The following is a 22,276-nucleotide window of genomic DNA, read 5'->3' as shown; positions in this document are numbered from 1 at the left end:
TTTATCAAGTTAGTTTTTAACTTGGTTATCTGTGACTAGTGGATTACTCATCCATATAGCTTTCAATGCTAGGGCAAGAGCAAATCAGGTTACGGTCGCCGTAGACATTATCGACACGGTTGACCGATGGCCAGTATTTGCTTGCCTTGTTATGGGCGGATGGGAAGCAAGCCAGCTCACGGGAATAGGCGTGAGACCACTCGTCTGCCATCAGATCCGCTTGGGTGTGAGGCGCATTGACCAATGGGTTGTCTTCCAGCGTCCACTCACCGTCTTGCACCTTGGCAATTTCCTCGCGGATGGCAATCATGGCATCACAGAAGCGATCCAATTCTTCTTGGCTTTCACTTTCGGTCGGTTCAACCATCAGAGTACCCGCGACCGGGAATGACATGGTCGGCGCGTGGAAGCCATAATCCATCAAGCGTTTGGCGATGTCTTCTTCGCTGATGCCGGATGCCTCTTTGAGTGGGCGAATGTCGATAATACATTCGTGCGCAATGCGTCCGTTTTTACCGCGATAAAGCACGGGGTAGTAGGGACGCAAACGCTCCATCACATAGTTGGCACTGAGAATCGCTAACTCGGTCGCGCGCGTTAGGCCTTGTTCACCCATCATGGCAATGTACGCCCATGAAATAGGAAGAATCGAGGCACTGCCCATTGGTGCGGCCGACACGGCAAATTCATCACCTTGCTCCACATGACCGGGAAGGAAAGGCGCAAGGTGCGATTTTACCCCAATTGGCCCCATGCCCGGTCCGCCACCACCGTGGGGAATACAGAAGGTTTTGTGCAGGTTGAGGTGCGAAACGTCTGAGCCAATGTAGCCCGGAGTGGTCAGCCCCACTTGCGCATTCATGTTGGCGCCATCCAAGTAAACTTGACCGCCAGCCTCGTGTACCAGCTCGCACACTTGCTGCACGGTTTCTTCGTACACACCATGTGTCGATGGATAGGTGATCATAATGCACGAGAGCGCATCGCGGTGTTTATCGATCTTGGCTTTCAGATCGTCAATGTCGATGTTGCCATCGTCATCGCAGCCAACTACGACCACTTTCATTGAGACCATCGCCGCGGAAGCAGGGTTGGTACCGTGGGCAGAGCTTGGGATCAAGCACACGTTGCGATGACTGTCGCCACGGCTTTCATGGTAGCGCTGAATCGCGATTAAGCCCGCATACTCCCCTTGCGCACCTGAGTTCGGCTGCATGGAGATCTCATCGTAGCCGGTGATTTCACACAGCATGTCACGCAGTGATTTACCCAGTGTTTGATAACCTTTGGCTTGCGCCAGTGGCACAAACGGGTGCAGGGCACCAAATTCTGGCCAGGTGACGGGGATCATCTCGGCCGCGGCATTCAGCTTCATGGTACAGCTGCCCAATGGGATCATACCGTGGGTAAGGGAGAAGTCTTTGTTTTCCAACGCCTTCATATACCGCATCAGCTTGGTTTCACTGTGATAGCGGTTAAAGACGGGGTGCGTTAGATATGCACTGGTGCGGCGGCATGCGGCAGGGATCGCGGCAAATTCATCGGCTTCAATATCGCTCGCCACGCTTTCTGCATTGCCTTGACAGGTGAGCGCGGTAAGCAATTGATTGACCTCTGCCAGCGTGCTCGCTTCATCGAAACTCACGCCCAGTTGGCCATTTAATTTACGCAAGTTAAAGCCGGCATCCTGTGCTTTTTGATACAAGGGGTCGGTTTGCTCGCCCGTGTTGAGCGTGACGGTATCAAAGAAGCTGTCGTGGGCAAGGCTCAACCCCGCCGCTTGGACCGATTTGGCGAACAGTGCGGTGAGATGATGCACTCGGCGGGCAATCTTCTTCAAGCCTTCAGGGCCGTGATACACAGCATAAAAAGCGGCCATGTTAGCCAGCAGTGCTTGGGCGGTACAAATATTGGAGGTCGCTTTTTCACGGCGAATGTGTTGCTCGCGCGTTTGCATCGCCATGCGCAGGGCTTGGTTGCCTTTGCTATCGACCGATACGCCAATCACGCGGCCGGGCATGGTGCGCTTGAGCTTGTCGCGTGTCGCCATGAAGGCGGCGTGTGGGCCACCGTAACCCATGGGCACGCCAAAGCGTTGTGCCGACCCAATCACTACATCCGCGCCCATTTCACCCGGTGCTTTGAGCACAGTGAGTGAAAGCAGATCGGTGGCGACCGCAACCAGCGTCTTCTTGCTTTGTGCGTCTGCAATCAGCGTGCTGAGATCGCGCACTTCACCGGTGGTGCCCGGATATTGGAGCAGGGCACCAAATACGTCGTACTGACTTAGCTTGTCCGCGTGATCAACAATGATGTCATAGCCGAGGAAATTGGCGCGCGTCTTAATCACGTCCAAGGTTTGTGGATGCACATCACTGGCAACAAAAAACGCGTTGCCTTTGTGCTTGCCGCCACGCTTACACAGGGTCATGGCTTCCGCTGCGGCAGTGGCTTCGTCGAGCAGCGACGCGTTGGCCAAATCCATCCCCGTTAAGTCCATTACCATTTGCTGGAAGTTCAGCAATGATTCTAACCGGCCTTGCGAGATCTCGGGCTGATATGGGGTATAAGCGGTGTACCAACCCGGATTTTCCAGCACATTGCGTAAAATAGGCGGTGGGGTATGCGTGTGATAATAGCCTTGGCCGATCAGGCTGCGCTTAATGGTATTTTGCGCGGCAATGTCGCTCAGTTCCGCCAACATCTGGGTTTCGCTTTTGGGGGCGCTGAGGTTTAGCGGCTGTGGCAAGCGGATATCGGCAGGGACAGTTTCTTCAATCACATGCTCGAGGCTGGTGGCATTGATCGCCGCCAGCATCGCGCTTTGTTGCTGAGTATCTGGGCCGTTGTGGCGAGCGATAAAGTCATTATCGGCCACCAGGCTATCGAGTAAACGAGTATGCGTCATGATAGTCGTCCTGAATTAGTCGTCGATGGCGGCGGTGTATGCGTCCGCGTCCATTAGATGATCCAAATTGGTGTCGTCAGCGAGTTTAATTTTGGCAATCCAGCCTCCTTCAAAGGGCGCTTCGTTAACTAGCTCTGGGCTATCTTCAAGATCCTCATTGACGGCAATGACTTCGCCATCGACCGGGGCATAGATATCAGACGCTGCCTTCACCGACTCCACCAATGAGAAGCCTTCACCTTTTTCAGTACTGTCGCCAACCTCGGGCAGATCGACAAACACGACATCGCCCAGCAGGCCTTGGGCATGATCGGTGATCCCCATGGTCACCGTGCCATCGCCGTTGTCTTTGACCCACTCATGGCTTTCAGAAAACTTTAGTGTCGCGTCCATTTGTTACTCTCCTGCGTTTAATGCGAGCTGCTCAGTCGTTGAGCGATTTACAATGTAAAGTGAGGCGGTCTGTGGATGACGATACCGCCTCCTGTGTCTTAATAACGTACGTGTCAATGGTATTGGCTAAGTCGTTGCAAGACTGTTTATGGCTTCGCGCCGCCATTTATTGGCGATATAGCGGGAAGCGCGCGCACAGCTGTTGCACCTCTTTACGAATGCGTGCCTCGATATCGGCATTGCCCTCTGGCGCTTCGACTAAGGCGTCCAGCACATCACCAATCCATTCTCCGATTTGGCGGAACTCCTCAGTGCCGAAGCCACGGCTAGTGCCGGCCGGTGTGCCAAGGCGAACGCCTGAAGTAATCATGGGTTTTTCGGTATCGAAAGGGATGCCGTTCTTGTTACAGGTGATGCCAGCGCGTTCTAACGCTTGCTCTGCTTGGTTGCCTTTTAGGCCTTTTGGACGCAGATCGACGAGCATCAGATGGGTATCGGTGCCACCTGTAACAATGTCGCAGCCACGTGTTTGTAGAACCTCGGCCAGGACTTTGGCGTTAGCAACCACTTGATCAATATACAATTTAAACTCAGGCTCCAGCGCCTCACCAAATGCCACCGCTTTGGCGGCAATCACATGCATCAGTGGTCCCCCTTGCAATCCGGGGAATACCGCTGAATTGATCTTTTTGTTGATGTCTTCGTGATTGGTGAGGATCATCCCGCCGCGCGGCCCACGTAAGGTTTTGTGGGTAGTGGTGGTGACCACATGTGCATGGGGCAGTGGCGAAGGGTGTGCGCCGGTGGCCACTAGGCCAGCAATGTGTGCCATGTCGACCATTAAATAGGCACCCACTTCATCGGCAATGGCACGGAAACGAGCGAAGTCAATATGGCGAGGGATCGCACTGCCCCCGGCGATGATCATCTTCGGTTGATGTTCACGAGCCAGCACTGCGACTTCATCGTAATCAATTTCTAGGCTGTCTTTGCTCACGCCGTATTGCACAGCATTAAACCATTTACCGGATAGAGCAGGGCGCGCGCCGTGAGTGAGGTGGCCGCCAGCATCGAGTGACATACCTAAAATGGTGTCACCGGGTTGCAGTAGCGCCAGCATGACGGCGCCGTTGGCTTGTGCGCCCGAATGCGGCTGTACGTTGACATACTCACAGCTAAACAGCTGTTTGGCGCGGGCTTGGGCGATGGCTTCAACTTCATCAACGTGCTCGCAGCCGCCATAGTAGCGGCGGCCCGGATAGCCTTCGGCGTATTTATTGGTTAAGCAGGTGCCTTGTGCTTGCATCACGGCTTGCGAGACGATGTTCTCCGAGGCGATCAGTTCGATTTGTTGTTGCTGACGTTTGTGTTCGGCCTGCACTGCCGACATCACAGCGCCATCGGATTCCGATAAGTTAGTGGAGAAAAACTGCTCCAATTCTACATTCGGGTAGCTCGGTTTCATTGCGCTTTCCTTGTTGGCGATGGTGGCTAACAGGCCACGACGTTAATCGGGATCACATTGGTGGCGAGGCCACCTTGTGAGGTTTCTTTATATTTACTCATCATGTCGAGCCCGGTCTCATGCATGGTTTTGATCACGCTATCAAGCGAGACGTGGTGCTCGCCGTCGCCACCCATGGCTAATCGGGTAGCGTTAATGGCTTTGACGGCGCCCATGGTATTGCGTTCTATACAGGGAACTTGCACCAAGCCATCGATGGGATCACAAGTGAGACCAAGGTTATGTTCCATACCAATCTCTGCGGCGTTCTCAATTTGTTGATTACTCGCTCCCATCGCCGCGGCTAAGCCGCCAGCTGCCATGGAGCACGCCACGCCAATTTCTCCCTGACAACCGACCTCTGCGGCCGAAATAGAGGCATTGGTCTTGTACAAAGAGCCAATAGCCGCAGAGGTGGCCATAAAGGTACGGATCCCGTCTGGGTTATTGGGCGACACAAATTTGTCGTAATACGCAAGCACGGCAGGGATCACGCCTGCCGCACCATTGGTTGGGGCGGTGACCACACGACCACCGGCGGCATTCTCTTCGTTGACCGCCATGGCAAATAGGTTGACCCAATCATTGGTATCTGTGGGTAAGCCATGGGCTTGTTTATCGTGAATGGCGTCGTACATGCCTTTGGCACGTCGCTTAATGTTTAAACCACCCGGCAATACGCCACCTTGTTTAATGCCTCTATCGATGCACTCACGCATCACTTGCCAGATATGATCCAGTCCCTGGTTAACCGTGTCACGTGTGGCGCCACTATCGTGATATCGCGCGCGTGCCACTTCGTTAGTAAACATCAGCTCACTGATGGTCATGCCCGTTTTTGCACATTGGTCAAGCAACTCCGCCGCACTATTAAACGGGTGAGGAGGGACAAAATCTGTTGCCAATGCATCGGTTTCGCCTTCTTCCACCACAAAGCCACCGCCGACAGAGAAATAGGTCTTGCTGGCCAAACAGTCACCGGCTTTATCGTATGCACTGACTGTCATCCCGTTGGGGTGCGCGGGCAGTACTTGCTCATAGTGAAAGGCAATATCTGCCTGCCAATTGAATGGGATGTAGTGGCGTCCAGCAAAGGGGAGTTCGCCGCCGTTTTTGACCAGCTTGGTCATGGTATCGATTTCATCTGACTCTATGGTCGCGGGCATTTCGCCCATCAATCCCATCACACAGGCGACATCGGTGGCATGGCCTTTCCCGGTGAGCGCTAGTGAGCCGTATAAGTCCACTTTGACACGTTCGATGTCGGTCACTGAGAGCGTTTGTGCCGCGTATTGCGTAAAGCGTGCACAGGCCACCATCGGGCCTACGGTGTGGGAACTTGAAGGCCCGACACCGACTTTGAACAGGTCAAACATGCTGTGACTCATGGCCTGTCTCCTCAATCAGTAAGGTACGTTTTTGTCATTATTCATGCTGTCTTACATCGAAGATGTCGACATTGCTTCACGTTGCACTCAACAGTCGCGATCGATGAATACGCGCACTGTTGATTTAAACATTTTGTTAACGTACCTAAGCGTTCACTTTTCCGCAAAATAAATTTCCAATAAGAAACCTATGTTGTGATCCTAGAGACAAAACCTTCTCTTTTTAAACCATTGCATAACTGCGCAAACGTTTGCCTTTTTATCTTAAGCGAGGGTAAATTGCAAATCAATGTCGGTGAATGCTCGGGGGTTACTCGTCGTTCATTGAATAACGGGTAAATAAACAAGTGTGTAATGCTTTGTTTTTATGAGAAATAAAGTGAGGGGGCTCAGTTTGGGGTGAGCGTGATAGGTTGCCTGCTTTCACCAATTCGCTGGTTGCGTCACGTTTATGATACCGGTATTTTCCGATAGGAAACTTTTTTGTTAAAAGTGTTAAAGCGTCAAATACAGTGGGACAAACCGATAGAGGTAAAAAGCTGGTGACAACAGACCAATCAACACAGGATGTGTACCCGTCGATGCAGGTTGAACGATCGTTGCGTGAGGGAGAAGCGCGTGAACCTATTGCACCATTGCGCTTAGGCCCGCGCTTAAAAGCGGTACGGGTCGGGTTAGGGCTGACACTTGAAGAGGCCAGCCAGCGCACAGGCTTGGCGCGTTCAACCTTGTCCAAAATTGAGAATGAGCAGATATCTCCCACTTTTCAAGCGATGCAAAAACTTGCGCATGGGCTGGACATTGATATCCCGCAATTGTTTGCCCCACCCAAAAAGCGGCAGGCAACGGGAAGGCGAGACGTGACGTTTGCCGGACAGGGTAAAGCACATCCCACTGGCACGTACGAGCATGAATTGTTGGCAACACAGCTTAGCAACAAAAAAATGATGCCGTTTAAATCGCGGGTCAGAGCGCGCGCGTTTGAAGACTATAGCGACTGGATCCGCCATGACGGCGAAGAATTTTTATTGGTGCTGGAAGGTAGCATCCAATTTTTTTCCGAATTTTACGAAGCGATCATCCTCAATGAGGGCGACAGTGTGTATTACGACGCTACCATGGGGCACATGTTGGCCTCCGTCAGTGATGCCGATGCACTGATCTTATGGGTGACCGCTTCCTAACCAACGACACAAATACATCGCTTAACGTGGGCAAGAGGCCCGCCGGCGCAATATGGAGTGAACAATGGCAGAGTTACTGACGACCCCGTTACACGGCTTGCATCTTGATATGGGTGCAAAAATGGTTCCATTCGCTGGTTATGATATGCCAGTGCAATATACGTTGGGCGTGCGCAAAGAGCACCTCCATTGTCGTGAACATGCGGGCTTGTTTGATGTGTCCCATATGGGACAAATTCGTCTTCATGGCACGGATGCGGCGAAAGCATTAGAGGGATTAGTCCCGGTTGATGTACTGGATTTACCAGAAGGAAAGCAGCGCTATGCACTGTTCACTAACGAGCAAGGTGGCATTTTAGATGATCTGATGATTGCCAACTTAGGCGATCACCTTTTCTTAGTCGTGAATGCCGCCTGCAAAGCGCAGGATATTCAGCACCTGCGCGATAACTTGACAGGAGATGTGTCGGTCGAGGTCCTAGAAGATCGTGCTTTGCTGGCTCTACAAGGCCCCAAAGCGGCGCAAGTACTAGCGACATTCAACCCAACCGTAAACGATATGGTGTTTATGGACATTCAACCGGTTGAGATTAATGGCATTCACTGCGTGGTGAGCCGCTCAGGTTACACCGGCGAAGATGGGTTCGAAATTTCTGTCCCGGCTGAACATGCAGAAGCTCTCGCCAAAGCACTGTTAGCTTACGACGAGGTAGAATGGATTGGCTTGGGTGCGCGTGATTCGCTGCGTCTTGAATGCGGACTGTGTTTATATGGGCATGATCTTGATACCACCACTACGCCGGTTGAAGCAACCTTGATCTGGGCAATCAGTAAAGTGCGTCGCGCCGATGGTGAGCGTGCGGGTGGCTTCCCAGGTGAGGCGAAAATCCTTGAACAAATTGCTACCAAAGCGGTGAGCCGCAAGCGCATTGGGCTGGTGGGCCAAAGCAAAGCCCCTGTCCGTGAAGGCAGCAAGCTGTTTGATGCAGACGATAATGAAATCGGCGTGGTCACCAGCGGCACCTTTGGCCCCACCAAAGGGATGCCCGTGGCGATGGGTTATCTCCCGCCTGAGTTTATTGCCCCCGGCACCGAGGTCTACGCGGAAGTGCGTGGCAAAAAACTGCCCATGACGGTCGAAAAAATGCCTTTTGTGCCGCAGCGGTATTATCGCGGTTAAGCCCTCCCTGAACGCATACGACGACGAGAAAAACGCAGCCAGAGATGGCTGCGTTTTTGTTGCAGGTCACGTCCACTTTTTAGGTGGTTGCGATCCCTACGCCTCACTTAGTTGCTCAACCGCCTCTAGTGCTTGAGAGCCGTAAATCAATGACGGGCCGCCACCCATTACGATCGCGACGTTAATGGTCTCTACGCATTCTTGTTTGGTTGCGCCATGTTTGAGAGCGGCGGCTACGTGTGCACCAATACAGCCATCGCAGCGTGCGGCAATACCAATCCCTAGTGCAATTAACTCTTTGGTTTTTACATCAAGATCGCCCTCAGCCATTGCCGCCCGGTGTAGCTGTCCGAATGCGGACAGGGTATCACTACTGTGTGCTTTGAATTGTTTATTAAGCGCCAGTTGTTGCTGATTGATCTCCTGGTAGTTCTTCTTTGTCATAATGCCTCTCTTTTAATTTAGATTTATCTAATTTAAAGGGTTTTGCGTGTTGATGCAATCTGTGTCTGCCGAGCCTCTACATTTGTCTAAAAAAGTAATCAGCTCGACGCTGTCTCGTGGGAAAAGTGAGGGGAAATAGGTTATTTATTAGATTGTCATTAATAGTTGTTCTAATTTAAAACAACACATTCAACCTTTTTACCAACATGCTCCTATGTGCTGTCACTGACGGAGGTCAGTATGAGTATTAAAAAGCGCTTACTCGTTGTCGTCCTGACAGGCGTTATCCTGCCCACCCTCATTATCGCTATTGTGTCACTCTATCAGTTTCGAACGAGTACATTACAAAGCTATGAGCAGAGCTCATACAAAGAAATGCAGCACATAGGCAATGCGTTTAAATTCTACTTAGAAGGGCTGGCGGCAAACGCCAAAATGCTGGGTAATAGCGACGCGCTTAAACGCTTGGATAGCTCAGTCACCAAATATATGGGCCCGACGAAGACCATGACCTCTGAGCAAAACAGCCCCGTCGAAGCACGGGCGTATGGTTTGTTGGAATCCATGGGGGACTCACGAGAGGATTTCGCCTATGTGTTTCTTGGGCTGAGCGATGGTGGGTACATTCAATGGCCGCAAGGAGAGTTGGGAGATTATGACCCACGCCAGCGCCCTTGGTACCAAACGGGTCAGGGAAGTGGCAACAACCCAGTGCGTGTACCGGCGTATCAAGATGTGAACACTGGCGCACCTCTGCTCGATTATGTGATGGAGTTTCAGGCGCAAGACGGTTTGCGTGGTGTGATTGGTGTTGATGTTACGCTAGAAGCGCTGACAAATATGTTAGGCGACGTCACCCTCGGTGAGTCGGGCTATATTGTGTTGGTGGAAGACACGGGCACAGTGCTTGCGGATCCGAACAACCCAGACAATAACTTTGAACCTGCCCGGAGTGTCGAAAGTGTCTACAGCGGTGGGAATTTTAGTGAATCACTTACCGCCGTCTCCTTTGCTGGCAAAGACTACTTTGTCAACCAGTACAAAGCACCGGAGAGTGGTTGGCGACTGATTGGTATTGTGCCGCAGCAAGAGGTACTCGGCCAAGTAACGCAATTGCAAACGGTGATCCTGTCCATCAGTCTGATCCTCGTGCTTGCATTCGGTGTGCTTGGCTACTTTATGATCCACCGTATATCGGCATCCATCATTGCGGTCAGCGACGGGCTGAGCGATGCCGCGAGTGGCGATGGCGATCTGACCAAACGTTTACCGGTGCGTGGCGAGGATGAGCTGGGCAAAACGGCGGGCGCGTTTAATCAGTTTGTGGATGTGATTCAAGAACTGATCATCGGTATAAAGGACAGATCGACCAAGCTGTCGTCGCATGCCGATCAAACCACCCAATTTGCGGAGCAGCTGGATGGTGCTAGTCATCAGCAGCGCTCAGGGCTAGAGCAAATTGCCACCGCGTTCCACCAAATGGTGGCCACGGCCAATGAGGTATCGCAAAACTGTAATCAAACGGCGGACTCCGCCCAGCAGTGCCAGTCAGAAGTGGACCGAGGCATGGCATTGATGAATAACACGCGTGCAGCGGTGCAAGAAATGGCCACCACGCTCAACGAAGCAGATAGTGCGATGGCGGAGCTCACCAAAGAGAACGACAATATCACCGCTATGCTAGATACCATTCGAGGTATTGCCGAGCAAACCAATTTGCTTGCGCTTAATGCGGCGATTGAGTCAGCGCGCGCCGGGGAGCATGGACGAGGCTTTGCGGTGGTCGCAGACGAGGTGCGGGTGCTATCGCAAAAAACCACCAAATCAACCGAAGAGATCGATGAACTGTTGCAGGCCTTAACCCAACGCACCAACCAGCTCTCTGAAAAGCTGCAAGGCAGTGTTGAGCATTCACAAACTACCACTGAGGCAACGGAAGAGGCCTTGAGTGTCTTTGACACCATCCAAAGTTTGGTAGGACAAATTCACGACATGGCGGCACAAATTGCCACGGCGACAGAAGAGCAACACTCGGTATCGGAAGATATTAATCAGAATATGACCAGTGTTTTGGAAGGTGCCAACAGTGCAGCATCAACGGCAGAGCAAACCAATGCAACAGCCGCCGAGCTGCGTGTGGTGGCCTCAGAGCTATCAGAGTTAGTTAATCGCTTTAAAACGGAAAAGGACAGTTAATCGCAGCGGGTGAAAACCGAGTGACGGCATAAAGCGGCGAGCCAAGTGCTCGCCGTTTTTTATAGGCGTGATTTGGCCGCTATGCGACCTCGACAAACCCCATCAGGCCGGTTTTCATGTGCTCAATAACATGGCAATGGTACATCCATCGGCCAGGATTATCGGCCACAAACGCTGCCTTGGCGTGGCCATTTTTACCCAACAGCACGGTGTCAGTGTGGAATGGCGTGACAGGTTTGCCATCCATTTCTAGCACAGTAAAGGTGTGACCGTGCAGGTGAATCGGGTGATGGTACTGGGTGACGTTTTTTAAATCGAAGATATAGGTCTTCCCACGTTCCAGTTTGGCGATCGGCTCAGGAATATTACCTTTACTCATTCCCTCCCAAGCGCGTTTATTCATCAGCCAGAACTCGTGTTTCCCTTTGCCTTGTTTATCAGCCGGTGTGATCGCCCCTGCCCACTCAAACACAAAGTGGCGGGTTTCGGCGTTGGCTAAATCGATCGGCGTGACGGGATTGAGCGGCAAAGCGGGCAATGGCTTTTCTTCTAGATGAGAAGGTGTCGAGGTAAAGCTGGCGAGTAAGAAAGGAAAGTCACCTTTCATATGCATCACCTCGATTTTTTCGCCAGCGTTTGGTGCAATCAGGCCAATATCTAGCCGCATCCCTGGGGCTATCTTGTGCTCCTCTAGTCGGCGTGGTGTGGCAATCGGGTTACCATCGATGGCGATTATCCAGGCTTCTGCGCCGCGCACTTGAATCGGATAGGTGAGCGTATTGTCCACATTGGCTAAGCGCAGCCGTGTGGTCGCCTTTTCTTGCAGTGTGTATTCAGGGTGATGAATACCATTCACGGTGCCCCATTCGCCAGGCGTGCCCATACGCGCGCTATAGCGAGGGATAGCGAGATCTTTCCAGTTACCTTGACGATCTAGGTGCCAGTGTTTGAGTGTCAGTGTGTGCTCTTCATCAAACACAACCGGCGTGGCTTCCTCGACCACAATCGCACCGACCAGCCCTTTACCCAACTGCACGACAGAGTTCATATGCGGGTGGTACCAAAAGGTGCCGGCATCCGGTGGGGTAAAACGATAGGTAAAGGTTTCACCGGGCTGAATAGGCGCTTGGGATAAGAAAGGAACACCGTCCATTTCAATGGGGATACGTAACCCATGCCAGTGAATGGTGGTGGGTTCGTTGAGGTTATTGGTAAAGTGAATCGTCACTGGCTCGCCTTGGCGGCAGCGGAGCGTTGGCGCTGGGATGTCGCCATTAAAGGCCAGGACGTCGGTCTGATGACCGGGAACCAACGCGGCCTGACTGGGCTCGGCGCTGAGATGGTATTCCCATTGCTCGTTTTCTCGGGACGCTGAGACTAACGAGCAAGCGGGTAGGGTGGAAAGGGCTGCCACCGCTGCGGTTGTTTGTAAGAATTGACGCCGAGAGAGGCCACGTGCGTTCAGCGATTCACCATTCATTCTTTACACCTGTTCAACGCGGTAATTGCGCGACAGTATACCTTGAAAGTTGATAGCTGAGAAAGATTATCAATTGTGATTGTGAGGGAGTTAAAACAGCGAGTGCTAAGACTCGCTGAGTCGTCATCTTATTGACGGTGGAAGGCTTCTAATCCAGGTGCTTGATTGATAGGTGGTAAACACTCGAACCCGGGTTTAGCGATGTAATACCCTTGAAAGAAGTCGACGCCCAAGCCAACCAGGCACTGAAGCTCGCCTTCTGTTTCAACGCCTTCGGCAATAATTTGACGTCCCAGTTCATGACACATAGCGACACTGTGGCGCACAATGGTTTGCTTGGTAACGTCAGTGTCAATATTCCGTATCAGTGCCATGTCCAGTTTAATCATATGGGTGTCAATATTGGCTAGCGCGGTTAGGCCGGAATAGCCGGCACCAAAGTCGTCGATTGCGGTTAAAAAACCTTGCGAGCGGTAATAGCGAATAATGCGTTGAATATGGCTGTAATCCAACACTTCTTCACCTTCCGTGAACTCAAACAGAATCCGATCAAGTGGGAAGTTATAGTCGTTCGCCGCTTTAAGGGTGGTACGAATACAACGCTCTGGCTCGTAAACCGCATTCGGCATAAAGTTAATGCTGAGGTAACAAGGGATAGATAGTTCGGCCGCGAGTTTGACCGCCTTGATCCGGCAGGTTTGGTCAAACTGATACTGATTCTCTTTGTTGACATGCTGAAACACACTGCCCGCACCGCTACCGTCTTTGCCACGGGCAAGTGCCTCGTAGGCATAAATGGAATGCGTAGAGAGCTGAATAATGGGCTGGAATGCCATGGTAAAATCGAATGCGAGTGGCTGCGCATCCCTGCAGGCCTCACATTGTGTTGAAGATGCTGTCATAGAAAAGCGGTTGTTTAGTATGTCCTTGTAAAAAGGTTAATGGAGTTCTGGGCATAATGCGAATTAGATGACAAAAATTATGGGGTTTGCACGGTTTAAGGTGAATGCCTTGTGATGTTGACTCGACATAAACAGACAAGACTTGGTTTTAATATGCCAAAACGGTCTCTTTTTCATCATAAGTTGGCACTGGATATGCTTAGTATTTAATCGGCAACGTTGGGAGTGTCATTATGATGGCGGAGAACGCGGTTATATAGGCGTGCCTTGAAAATGGATTTCCCGATATTTGCTACAAAATAGCCAGAATTGGTTTATACCTTAATAAGGTGGCTTTACAACCAACCCCAAGAGATGCCGGTTCAAGGTAGCTGGCCAGTGACAGAGGATGAACGTCATGCTTGCTGAAAAACGGGATGAAATAGACAACCCCCTGATTTGGCCAATACTCAGTATTCTAGAATCAACGCGACAAAGCTGGAAAGTGCACCACCTACTCGGTGAGCTGCAAAAAGACACCATGATGGCCCAGCTCGATGCTGACCCCCACCTTGATTTATTCAAACGCAATTTCTTGATAATGAATGCCTTGTATCAACTACAAGAAATGTTGTTGCCACAGCAATGGTTGCAGGTTGAGTCAATGGATATCCAGCTGCAATGGCGGGTTGGTAACAGTGGCTTTGTGGCCAAAGAAATTGATTATCAGGATCCATTGCGTGATTACTACATGGACTGGAATAACTATGACGCCAGCCAAGATGACGTGAAAGAGCTGCTGTCGTCGTTTTGGAAGCACTACCAGCGTCATATTGGCAATGAGGCGCCGGGTGAGGCCATGTTGGAGCGCAATAAGGCGTTAAAAGTGTTGGGGTTGGATGAGAATGCCAGTGAGCATGAAATCCGTCGTCAGTGGCGCAAAATGGCACTGAAGTGGCATCCAGATCGGCCCGAGGGAGATGCAACCACCTTCCGAGAGATGTGCGAGGCTTGGCAAAGTTTGCGCTTATAAACAGTGTTCAGCAAGCAACAACAGGGTGTGAGATAACACCCTGTTGCTTGAACCACTGAAACGCATGGTGTTTTCGCGTGATATTTACGCGTTATTGAGCCCGCGGCTGCGCAATTCAAAAATCAGCTTTTCGGCACTGCATTCAAACTGTAGCTTGATGTGCGCGCGATGGCCATCGAGCTGTTGCGGGTCAAAGTCATGCTTAACSGCAGGATTAATACTTTCTGCAAGGGCGAGGTATTGCTCGAAGCGTGCTTGCACCGCGTCGTTGCTGTCGCCGTGAATGGTCACTTCTGCTACTTCGTCGCCCTCAGAAATGATGTAACCTATTTCAGCGCTGACACCACATGCATCACAGGTGTCGGTTTGATTCTCTTTCATGGTCTTTCCCTACGTTAAAAGCAGCAGGCATAAAAAGTGTGTGGGTGGCCTGCTGTAAGTCGATACGACGATCTTTAGCAAAGTCTTGGTTGTGGCACATTGAGGCAGGTCAGGTTTTGCGATGTTTGTAGCACGGCTTATCGATATCAGCCAGGTACGGAGAAAAACATCACCCACTATGCGCGTCTATGCCAATAGTGGGTGAGTGTTATCAGGCGATGAGTGAAAGGATCAGTCCCAGTCTTCTTCCCATTGCACCAAGGTGCCTTTTGGCCAGTGAGTACCGATATCATGATACTCTTGCTCCAGCTTGTGGCGGCGAATTTTCAGCGTCGGCGTGAGTTTGCCGTTTTCAATACTCCAAGGTTCTTTAATCATCAATACGCCTTTGATTTGCTGGTGTGACTCCAGCTCCCCATTGATGGTATCAATCACCTTCTTCACCCGGCGCTCATAACGCGCGCGGTCAAAATGTGGAAAATGGTGTGGCAGCGCGAGCAGAATAGGCGCAGGCATGCCTGAACCGATCACACAGAGCATCTCGGCATTAGAGAGCTCGAACAAACGCTTTTCAATTGGCACGGGCGCGACAAACTTACCTTTGGCGGTTTTAAAGGTGTCGTTTTTGCGACCCGAAATACTGAGATACCCCTCGTTGTCGAGTTCACCGAGATCGCCGGTATGCAACCAGCCATCTACCAAGGTTTCTGCGGTGGCTTCTTCGTTTTTGTAATAGCCGCTAAAAAGCCCCTGACTTTTGACTAAGATCTCCTGATCGTCAGCAATTTTGATTTCAACGCCGGGACCTGCATTGCCTACAGTACCGATTTTGTCTGCTCTAAACGGATAATTGAGGGTGCTGTAGGCATAGCTTTCAGTCATGCCCCACGCTTCGGTAATGTGCAACCCAAGTTTTTCATACCATTGCAGCAGGGCAGGAGCAACAGGCGCCGAGCCACAGCCCAACACGCGCGCCTGATCCAATCCGAGGTTTTTTGCAATTTTGCTTTTGATCAGGTTATTGACCAACGGAATGCGAAGCAGGAGGTTGAGTTTGCCGTCCGGCAGCTTTTCTTGAATACGTTGCTGGAACAGCGTCCAAAGCCGAGGAACAGAAATGAACAAGGTGGGGCGATGCATTTTGACATCTTCGATAAAGGTATCGAGCGATTCAGGGAAAGCGGTAGGGATCCCGCCCATAATTGCTGACCCCATGATATAAACCCGTTCAGTAATATGCGCCAGTGGGAGATAAGAGAACAAACGGTCATCAGGCTCAATGCCAATATGGTCAATCAAACGCTGAGCGGACCAGCAGTAGCCGCCATAACTTAAAATCGCCCCCTTAGGTAAGCCAGATGTGCCCGAGGTATACACCAAGGACATCACATCACTGTCTTGATGCACAGGGCGCTCATCTGATGCCTCATGGTTGGCGATCAAATCATGCCACTCGTAATGGCAGCTAATCGTGGGATAGGGAAAGGCAATGGTCTTTAAGCCTGGCATGTTTTCCAGTGAGGCGCTCAGGGCTTTACTGTCATCAAGCTTGCCCACAAACATGGCTTTCGATTCGCTGTGGGTCACCACATGATCAATGGTGTCTGTCCCGGCTGTGGGAAATATCGGCACGCTGATATAGCTGCCCATCATCATCGCTAAATCGGCAATAAACCATTCAGCGCAGTTTTTAGAGATGAGCGCGACTTTATCGCCGGGTTTCAGTCCCATATCACGCAGTGCGGTAACCATACGCAATGCTTGGTCGGCCACATCAGCAAAGGTGTAGTCATGGAAGCGGCGGCCGTGAATTTGGCGCAGAAAAACATGGCTTGGACGTTCATCGGCCCACCGCAGGATCTGATCGTTCGGTTTGATATGTGACATTGGACTTCCTCATTGTCGCAACGTAAGACTACGTTTAAACGTTATAATAATGTTAATTTAGTGATCAGGGGCGAGGAGAAGCAAGATAATCATTTAAACACGTGTTCAAATTATGACTGACGGCACTATTTGCAGTGATTTGCTTCGGATTTTTCAGTTTTTTCATATTCTTCTCAATAAGGTTTTTGGAAGTTTGATCCGCTTCAGCGTCTTGGTAAAGCGTTAGTGTCAGGCTGAGTGAGTCAGTCTGTACTATTTTAAAAGGGGCGGGACTTTTTCGTGAGTTAGCCTGACCGCGAGCCGAGTGGCGCGCGTGTCATCACAGCGCCAATGACGGCGATTGACGGGGAGAACAGATTACGCATGCCAAAACGCAGTAAAGCCCAAACACAGCAAACCATTGAGACTATCTTGGCAGAGGCGAAGCGGCAGCTGTTGGCGCTTGGTTATGAAGGAATGTCTTATACCACGCTCAGTGAAGCGACAGGCGTATCGCGCACCGGGATCAGCCACCACTTTCCCCGCAAGCAAGATTTTATGGTCGCATTAGAGCCTTTTTTGGTGGAGAGCCTGCGTACGCCCCTCGATACTCGCAGTACCATCAATGCGTTTATGAAAAGCTGGATGCAGGCGATGCATGCCGAGGGTGAGTTTAAAGCAACACTAAAGCTTTGTTTTTATGTGTTAATAAGCGGAAAAGCCGATAATGGTGCCGCATTCAGATGTTTAAAAACACTACAGCAAGAGTGTGAACAACAAATGCAAACCGATTTAACGGTCGCTTTTTCGCAACTGTTGGGCGCCAGTGTGTTGTTATGTCGTCAGCGAGCTGAAACGAAATCCTAATGTCATGGCTATTATTGTTCGTATGGGGTGAGAGATGACCTTCCGTTGACAGACAGTCCCTGCGTTTTTTGGTATAGTTGTCATGCTTTCTAAGCAACACATGTATTTGGAGATAACCATGAACAATACCGACCATCCTCCGAGTCTTAACGGAGAAAAATAGCGACTGTTGGTATTGCTACATTTCATTGTTACCGACTGTCGTTGATAGTTGGCCCCGCCTGCTTTGTTTTTCTCCTCTCGCTGTTATACATCACTCTGCCCTGCTGGGCACTATGTTGTTGATGGTCGTTACCTGCTGCCAATCGGGAGATTCGCCATGACGGTAATGAACAACGCTTTTACTGAACCGACCACTTTTTCAACGTCAGAAATCGTGGCTGCTCGCAATGCCTTTTTGCAATATGAGCTCAACAAGCAAGTTGAATTGCTCACGGTCATGCCCCATGAGGAGTGTATGGCTGTGCTGGGTCACTGCTCAGTGGCGCATGTCCACCAGCTGCTTGAGCGGTTATATGCGCAAGGCCACCAACGTCTAGCTCATCAATATGCTCTCAGCCTAGGGATGACGGGTCCACATCGCAGCCTACTCGCGGGCGTAGGGACTTGGATCCGCCGGAGACGTGCCCTGGTTACTTATTTTTCATTAGTGTTGGCTGTCGCTGCCGTGAGCTATCTATCGGTTTTATTTTTTGCCTAGTCTGTGCGCACTTAGCTTGATCTTAAGCAGTAAATTGTTGCGCAATTATGCTATTACTATAACGACAGTTGAATTATTCAAAAATATTTTAATAATGGGGTGACGGTAGTGAGCCGTGACCCTAATTCTGCCAATAAGGTAACCCTATGAGTGATGCACTGGTACTCGTTATTAATTCAGGTAGCTCGTCATTAAAATTCGCGCTGATGGATGCGCAAACTGGCGATGCTGTGATTTCCGGCGCTGGAGAATGCTTTGGGCGCGATGACGCGCGGATGAGCTGGAAAGTCGACGGTGAAAAAACCGAGAAAACCTTAAGTGCAGGAAGCAACCACCACCAAGAGGCCATGGACATCATTGTGGGCCTTATCGAAAGCAACCAGTTGAGTGACAAACTTCAGGCCGTTGGCCACCGAGTGGTACACGGCGGTGAAACCTTCAGTCAAGCCACCTTGATAGACGATGCCGTACTGGCGCAAATCGATGCGCTAAAAGCCTTGGCGCCATTGCATAATCCCGCGCATGTAGTGGGCATCAAAGCGGCACGCAAAGCCTTCCCAAGCTTGCCGCAAGTCGCGGTTTTCGATACCGCATTCCATCAAACCATGCCGGAAAAAGCGTATCACTACGCGATCTCGCGTCAGCTCTATAATGATTATGGCATTCGTCGTTACGGCTTCCACGGTACCAGCCATTATTATGTGAGTCGTGAAGCCGCTAAATGGCTTAACCAAGCACCTGAGCAAACCAACGTAATCACCGTACACCTTGGCAACGGTGCGTCTTTGTGTGCGGTGAAAGATGGCCAAAGTGTCGATACCAGCATGGGTTTCACGCCATTGGCGGGATTGATGATGGGCACACGCTGTGGCGATATCGACCCATCCATTTTAGAGTTTCTCTCCAAAAAAGGCCTGAGTACCGATGAGATCCATCATGAACTGCTTGACAAAGCAGGTTTATTGGGTGTTTCGGAATTGACGAACGATTGTCGAGGCTTGGTCGAGGCGGCAGAGCAGGGCCACAAAGGCGCACAATTGGCGCTAGAAATGTTCGCTTATCGCGTAGCAAAATACATCGCAAGTTACATGGTGCCTTTATCTCGCCTGGATGCGATTGTTTTCACAGGCGGAATTGGCGAGAACTCACTGCCAGTGCGTGAGATGATCCTCAAAGAGCTGGCCATTTTTGGCTATCAAGCGGATGCCGATGCCAACGCCGCCGCGCGTTTTGGTGCCGCAGGACAAATCACCACCCAAGCGTCACCGCTAGCATTGGTGATCCCAACCAACGAAGAGCTGGTGATCGCGCAACAAGCCATGGCAATGGCCTGAATCTTAGCCTTCTCTGAATAGAAACAGCGAGTGTTATTACTCGCTGTTCCTCTATTTGCTCGCGGTATGTTACTGAGTCAGCGCGGATTGTTTATTCCTGATGGATATAATCCTTGCCTGTATAGCTTCCCGCCCATCAGTGCATGTGCTTTTGCGCGCACTATCGCTTCTTGGTTTAATTTGATCGGACTGAGTGCCTGTTTTACAAAATTATATTGATAGGCGACAGGGTCTTTTTTGGGCTGAAGCACTACCAGTGACTCACGTGTTAAATAACCAAAGTTTTTATCGAACTGCATCATTGCACGTTGATAGTCAGATGGTACGGCGCGGTTTAAATCATGACCTATCATAGGTGTTGTCGCATCAATACCGATCAATGAAAGTAATGTCGGTGGCATATCTAAACTACTGACTAAACGGGTATCTTTATGTTTAGGAATATCTTTGCCAATAATTAACGCTGGGATATGAAAACGGCTAACGGGAACCGGATCATCGCCATAAGCACGTGAATCATGATCCGCAATGATCAAAAAGACGGTATTTTGCCAATAGTCTGACTGTTTCGCCTTTTTAAAAAAATCACCGAGTGCATGATCCGAGTACTTTACCGTATTCAGGCGTGTATTTTTTCCCTTAGTGTAAGGTGTAATTTGTCCATCTGGGTACTCATAGGGCGAATGGTTTGAACTAGTAAAAACAAGACTAAAAAAAGGCTCTCCTTTTTGATGAAGCGAACGAAACTGTTTGTCAGCCATGTTATATAAATCTTGATCTGAAACACCCCATGAACCGACAAACTGTGGGTGTTCGAACTGAGAAAAGTCGACAATATCTTGAAAACCATTGCCGAGGAAAAACGACTTCATATTATCAAAATGACTCTCACCGCCATAAATAAATTGTGTTGTATAGCCTTGTTGTTTCAGTACATCAGCGATAGTAAAAAATCCAGTTTGGCTTTTTGATAGCTTTACTACTGCACGAGAGGGTGTTGGTGTGAAACCTGTTGTGACTGCCTCTATACCACGTACCGACCGTGTTCCCGTTGCATAAGCTTGAGTAAAATTCCAGCCTTGCTTCATGAGATTATCTAAGTTGGGTGTAAGCGGTAGCCCACCTAACGCGCCAACAAACTGCGCGCCTAGACTTTCTTGCAGTAAGATGACCAAATTTTTCTTATCCTTACCGATCGCTTGCTTCGTATTTAACGTTGGGTATGCGGAATTAACGAGATAATGTGTGCTTGATGGCGAATAAGCTTTAATTGTTGAAATGATTTCTTCCAGCGGCATATCGCCATAGTATTCTTCAGCATTACGCTCGGACGCCATGGATTTGGCGGCAAAGACCAACGAATAAGAAGAGTTGAGTACTAAATCATTTAATAGCGGATTAGTTGAAAAGGCGACAAGTGCTGGGTTCAGTGGACGGTGTTGCAGCGTTGAACGCGCTCCCATGATACCGAAAGCAACCACACAAACCGCAAGAATAGGCCGTGTCCACCAGCGTGGCTGGTTTCCCGTTTGAGTAAGCTTACCGCTTAATCGCCAGCTATAAAAACCCACCAATGTCGCTCCTGCAAGTCCTAAGAATAACGGTAACTTATAGCCTTTCCAAAGCATGGAAAAAACTTCTTTAGGGTAAACTAAATACTCTATAAATAGCCGATTTGGTCTTAGGTTATACTCCAAAATAAACGAAGGCGTAGCAAGCTCCATATAAGCTAATACGACTAACCCACAGACCAGCCAACTCCGCAAGACAAAAACAAACCCACGACCAAATTTTCCAGAGGTTGGCAGCAGTGCCAATAAAAAGGCCGGTAGGGTATATAGCCAGCATAGAGTGGCAATATCTATGCGAACACCCTGCGATAAAATATAAACATAATCAGACCAATGACTTATGTTGCTTTGCTGCCAAATTAATAGTCCAATCCGAAAAGCACTAAGAAGTCCTAATCCTAATAGGAAGAAAATAAAAATTGGTTTCATTAAATTTATGATTCGCATCTCTCACCCCTGAATTATAAAATCTACTATGACACTCAACCACGTCAATAGTGCAAGAATTAATGTCAACAGTACGGCCGAAGATCCAATATCTTTTGCCTGACCGCTTAGCTCATGGTGCTCATTACCTATACGATCAACAACAGCCTCAATGGCAGAGTTAATGAGCTCGACAATTAGTACAAGCAATAGGCTCCCAATTAATATGAGTTTAGTTAGTAATGCAATGGGCATGAGTAATGCCAATGGGACTAAGATTAAGGCAAGCAAGATTTCTTGACGGAATGCTGCTTCGTTCTTCCACGCCGCTTTCAAACCTTTGATTGAAAACTCGGTTGCTTTAAAAATTCTTTTAATGCCTTTATAGCCTGGTTTCATATTCTACCTATTGACGACAAAGTGAAAAAATATCTTTGTTTTTTTGATATTCAGATGTTGATATATCCATAATACCTAGTAAGTGAAAAAATATCTTTGTTTTTTTGATATTCAGATGTTGATATATCCATAATACCTAGT

General features: G+C 49.8%; 18 protein-coding genes. 7 read left to right on the top strand and 11 right to left on the bottom strand.

Going from position 1 to position 22,276, the window contains the following annotated elements:
* Positions 1-43: 43 nt before the first annotated feature.
* From gcvP to BZG73_RS07395, 4 genes are all read right to left on the bottom strand, one after another.
* Entirely contained in the window at positions 44-2,908 is a 2,865-nt protein-coding gene (gene gcvP / locus BZG73_RS07410; protein ID WP_077667995.1) for an aminomethyl-transferring glycine dehydrogenase, read from the bottom strand.
* A 15-nt stretch (positions 2,909-2,923) separates the two neighbouring features.
* Positions 2,924-3,301, bottom strand: a complete 378-nt coding sequence (gene gcvH / locus BZG73_RS07405) for a glycine cleavage system protein GcvH (RefSeq protein WP_074214574.1) — start codon at positions 3,299-3,301, stop codon at positions 2,924-2,926.
* A gap of 166 nt (positions 3,302-3,467) precedes the next feature.
* Positions 3,468-4,766, bottom strand: coding sequence for a serine hydroxymethyltransferase (locus BZG73_RS07400; RefSeq protein WP_046075706.1), 1,299 nt, complete (start codon positions 4,764-4,766; stop codon positions 3,468-3,470).
* 26 nt (positions 4,767-4,792) lie between these two features.
* The gene (locus BZG73_RS07395) at positions 4,793-6,193 is read right to left on the bottom strand and encodes an L-serine ammonia-lyase (RefSeq protein ID WP_046075707.1); all 1,401 of its coding nucleotides are present in this window, start codon (positions 6,191-6,193) and stop codon (positions 4,793-4,795) included.
* Between the two features lie 581 nt (positions 6,194-6,774).
* Between BZG73_RS07395 and BZG73_RS07390 the strand changes: the two genes are divergently transcribed.
* Together BZG73_RS07390 and gcvT are read left to right on the top strand one after the other, a co-directional pair.
* Positions 6,775-7,377 carry a helix-turn-helix domain-containing protein gene (locus BZG73_RS07390; protein WP_077668020.1) on the top strand — a complete coding sequence of 201 codons (603 nt, stop codon included), beginning with the start codon at positions 6,775-6,777 and terminating at the stop codon, positions 7,375-7,377.
* Positions 7,378-7,441: 64 nt separating this feature from the next.
* Positions 7,442-8,557 (top strand): glycine cleavage system aminomethyltransferase GcvT, encoded by a 1,116-nt coding sequence (gcvT, locus tag BZG73_RS07385; RefSeq protein ID WP_077666097.1) that lies wholly within the window; start codon positions 7,442-7,444, stop codon positions 8,555-8,557.
* Between the two features lie 96 nt (positions 8,558-8,653).
* Here gcvT and BZG73_RS07380 read toward each other — a convergent pair whose 3' ends face one another.
* Positions 8,654-9,001 carry a carboxymuconolactone decarboxylase family protein gene (locus tag BZG73_RS07380; RefSeq protein WP_046075710.1) on the bottom strand — a complete coding sequence of 116 codons (348 nt, stop codon included), beginning with the start codon at positions 8,999-9,001 and terminating at the stop codon, positions 8,654-8,656.
* Positions 9,002-9,241: 240 nt separating this feature from the next.
* On the opposite strand from BZG73_RS07380, the gene BZG73_RS07375 reads away from it, so the two are divergent.
* The gene (locus BZG73_RS07375) at positions 9,242-11,197 is read left to right on the top strand and encodes a methyl-accepting chemotaxis protein (protein WP_077667994.1); all 1,956 of its coding nucleotides are present in this window, start codon (positions 9,242-9,244) and stop codon (positions 11,195-11,197) included.
* A 79-nt stretch (positions 11,198-11,276) separates the two neighbouring features.
* Here the strand turns inward: BZG73_RS07375 and BZG73_RS07370 are convergent, their stop codons facing one another.
* The gene (locus BZG73_RS07370) at positions 11,277-12,677 is read right to left on the bottom strand and encodes a multicopper oxidase family protein (protein WP_077667993.1); all 1,401 of its coding nucleotides are present in this window, start codon (positions 12,675-12,677) and stop codon (positions 11,277-11,279) included.
* A 128-nt stretch (positions 12,678-12,805) separates the two neighbouring features.
* Positions 12,806-13,579: an EAL domain-containing protein gene (locus BZG73_RS07365; RefSeq protein WP_077667992.1), complete on the bottom strand. Its 774-nt coding sequence runs from the start codon at positions 13,577-13,579 to the stop codon at positions 12,806-12,808.
* Positions 13,580-13,976: 397 nt separating this feature from the next.
* Here BZG73_RS07365 and BZG73_RS07360 point away from each other — a divergent pair, with 397 nt between their 5' ends.
* Positions 13,977-14,591 (top strand): DNA-J related domain-containing protein, encoded by a 615-nt coding sequence (locus BZG73_RS07360; RefSeq protein ID WP_046075714.1) that lies wholly within the window; start codon positions 13,977-13,979, stop codon positions 14,589-14,591.
* A gap of 84 nt (positions 14,592-14,675) precedes the next feature.
* Here BZG73_RS07360 and BZG73_RS07355 read toward each other — a convergent pair whose 3' ends face one another.
* Positions 14,676-14,972: a DUF406 family protein gene (locus tag BZG73_RS07355; RefSeq protein WP_046075715.1), complete on the bottom strand. Its 297-nt coding sequence runs from the start codon at positions 14,970-14,972 to the stop codon at positions 14,676-14,678.
* Between the two features lie 231 nt (positions 14,973-15,203).
* Positions 15,204-16,859, bottom strand: coding sequence for an AMP-binding protein (locus BZG73_RS07350; RefSeq protein WP_077607450.1), 1,656 nt, complete (start codon positions 16,857-16,859; stop codon positions 15,204-15,206).
* Positions 16,860-17,222: 363 nt separating this feature from the next.
* Here BZG73_RS07350 and BZG73_RS07345 point away from each other — a divergent pair, with 363 nt between their 5' ends.
* From BZG73_RS07345 to BZG73_RS07335, 3 genes are all read left to right on the top strand, one after another.
* Positions 17,223-17,705, top strand: coding sequence for a TetR/AcrR family transcriptional regulator (locus tag BZG73_RS07345; RefSeq protein ID WP_046075717.1), 483 nt, complete (start codon positions 17,223-17,225; stop codon positions 17,703-17,705).
* A gap of 319 nt (positions 17,706-18,024) precedes the next feature.
* On the top strand, positions 18,025-18,405 hold the full coding sequence (locus BZG73_RS07340) for a hypothetical protein (RefSeq protein WP_077667991.1): 381 nt from the start codon (positions 18,025-18,027) through the stop codon (positions 18,403-18,405).
* Between the two features lie 146 nt (positions 18,406-18,551).
* Positions 18,552-19,739: an acetate kinase gene (locus BZG73_RS07335; RefSeq protein WP_077607448.1), complete on the top strand. Its 1,188-nt coding sequence runs from the start codon at positions 18,552-18,554 to the stop codon at positions 19,737-19,739.
* Between the two features lie 77 nt (positions 19,740-19,816).
* Here BZG73_RS07335 and BZG73_RS07330 read toward each other — a convergent pair whose 3' ends face one another.
* Both BZG73_RS07330 and BZG73_RS07325 read right to left on the bottom strand, forming a co-directional pair.
* Positions 19,817-21,739: an LTA synthase family protein gene (locus BZG73_RS07330; RefSeq protein ID WP_321166653.1), complete on the bottom strand. Its 1,923-nt coding sequence runs from the start codon at positions 21,737-21,739 to the stop codon at positions 19,817-19,819.
* Positions 21,740-21,760: 21 nt separating this feature from the next.
* The gene (locus BZG73_RS07325; RefSeq protein ID WP_077667989.1) at positions 21,761-22,135 is read right to left on the bottom strand and encodes a diacylglycerol kinase; all 375 of its coding nucleotides are present in this window, start codon (positions 22,133-22,135) and stop codon (positions 21,761-21,763) included.
* Positions 22,136-22,276 lie beyond the last annotated feature (141 nt).

It is taken from the genome of Salinivibrio siamensis (assembly GCF_001996005.1).
Classification (GTDB): domain Bacteria; phylum Pseudomonadota; class Gammaproteobacteria; order Enterobacterales; family Vibrionaceae; genus Salinivibrio; species Salinivibrio siamensis.
This window is presented reverse-complemented; position numbering and strand designations above follow the sequence as displayed.

What these genes read in the sequence shown, in the direction of transcription:
- BZG73_RS07380 (WP_046075710.1), bottom strand. Translation starts at nt 9,001, where the DNA reads ATGACAAAGAAGAACTACCAGGAGATCAATCAGCAACAACTGGCGCTT.
- BZG73_RS07375 (WP_077667994.1), top strand. Translation starts at nt 9,242, where the DNA reads ATGAGTATTAAAAAGCGCTTACTCGTTGTCGTCCTGACAGGCGTTATC.
- BZG73_RS07345 (WP_046075717.1), top strand. Translation starts at nt 17,223, where the DNA reads ATGCCAAAACGCAGTAAAGCCCAAACACAGCAAACCATTGAGACTATC.
- BZG73_RS07400 (WP_046075706.1), bottom strand. Translation starts at nt 4,766, where the DNA reads ATGAAACCGAGCTACCCGAATGTAGAATTGGAGCAGTTTTTCTCCACT.
- BZG73_RS07360 (WP_046075714.1), top strand. Translation starts at nt 13,977, where the DNA reads ATGCTTGCTGAAAAACGGGATGAAATAGACAACCCCCTGATTTGGCCA.
- BZG73_RS07340 (WP_077667991.1), top strand. Translation starts at nt 18,025, where the DNA reads ATGACGGTAATGAACAACGCTTTTACTGAACCGACCACTTTTTCAACG.
- gcvT (WP_077666097.1), top strand. Translation starts at nt 7,442, where the DNA reads ATGGCAGAGTTACTGACGACCCCGTTACACGGCTTGCATCTTGATATG.
- BZG73_RS07365 (WP_077667992.1), bottom strand. Translation starts at nt 13,579, where the DNA reads ATGACAGCATCTTCAACACAATGTGAGGCCTGCAGGGATGCGCAGCCA.
- BZG73_RS07330 (WP_321166653.1), bottom strand. Translation starts at nt 21,739, where the DNA reads ATGAAACCAATTTTTATTTTCTTCCTATTAGGATTAGGACTTCTTAGT.
- gcvP (WP_077667995.1), bottom strand. Translation starts at nt 2,908, where the DNA reads ATGACGCATACTCGTTTACTCGATAGCCTGGTGGCCGATAATGACTTT.
- BZG73_RS07350 (WP_077607450.1), bottom strand. Translation starts at nt 16,859, where the DNA reads ATGTCACATATCAAACCGAACGATCAGATCCTGCGGTGGGCCGATGAA.
- BZG73_RS07395 (WP_046075707.1), bottom strand. Translation starts at nt 6,193, where the DNA reads ATGAGTCACAGCATGTTTGACCTGTTCAAAGTCGGTGTCGGGCCTTCA.
- BZG73_RS07390 (WP_077668020.1), top strand. Translation starts at nt 6,775, where the DNA reads ATGCAGGTTGAACGATCGTTGCGTGAGGGAGAAGCGCGTGAACCTATT.
- BZG73_RS07335 (WP_077607448.1), top strand. Translation starts at nt 18,552, where the DNA reads ATGAGTGATGCACTGGTACTCGTTATTAATTCAGGTAGCTCGTCATTA.
- BZG73_RS07370 (WP_077667993.1), bottom strand. Translation starts at nt 12,677, where the DNA reads ATGAATGGTGAATCGCTGAACGCACGTGGCCTCTCTCGGCGTCAATTC.
- BZG73_RS07325 (WP_077667989.1), bottom strand. Translation starts at nt 22,135, where the DNA reads ATGAAACCAGGCTATAAAGGCATTAAAAGAATTTTTAAAGCAACCGAG.
- gcvH (WP_074214574.1), bottom strand. Translation starts at nt 3,301, where the DNA reads ATGGACGCGACACTAAAGTTTTCTGAAAGCCATGAGTGGGTCAAAGAC.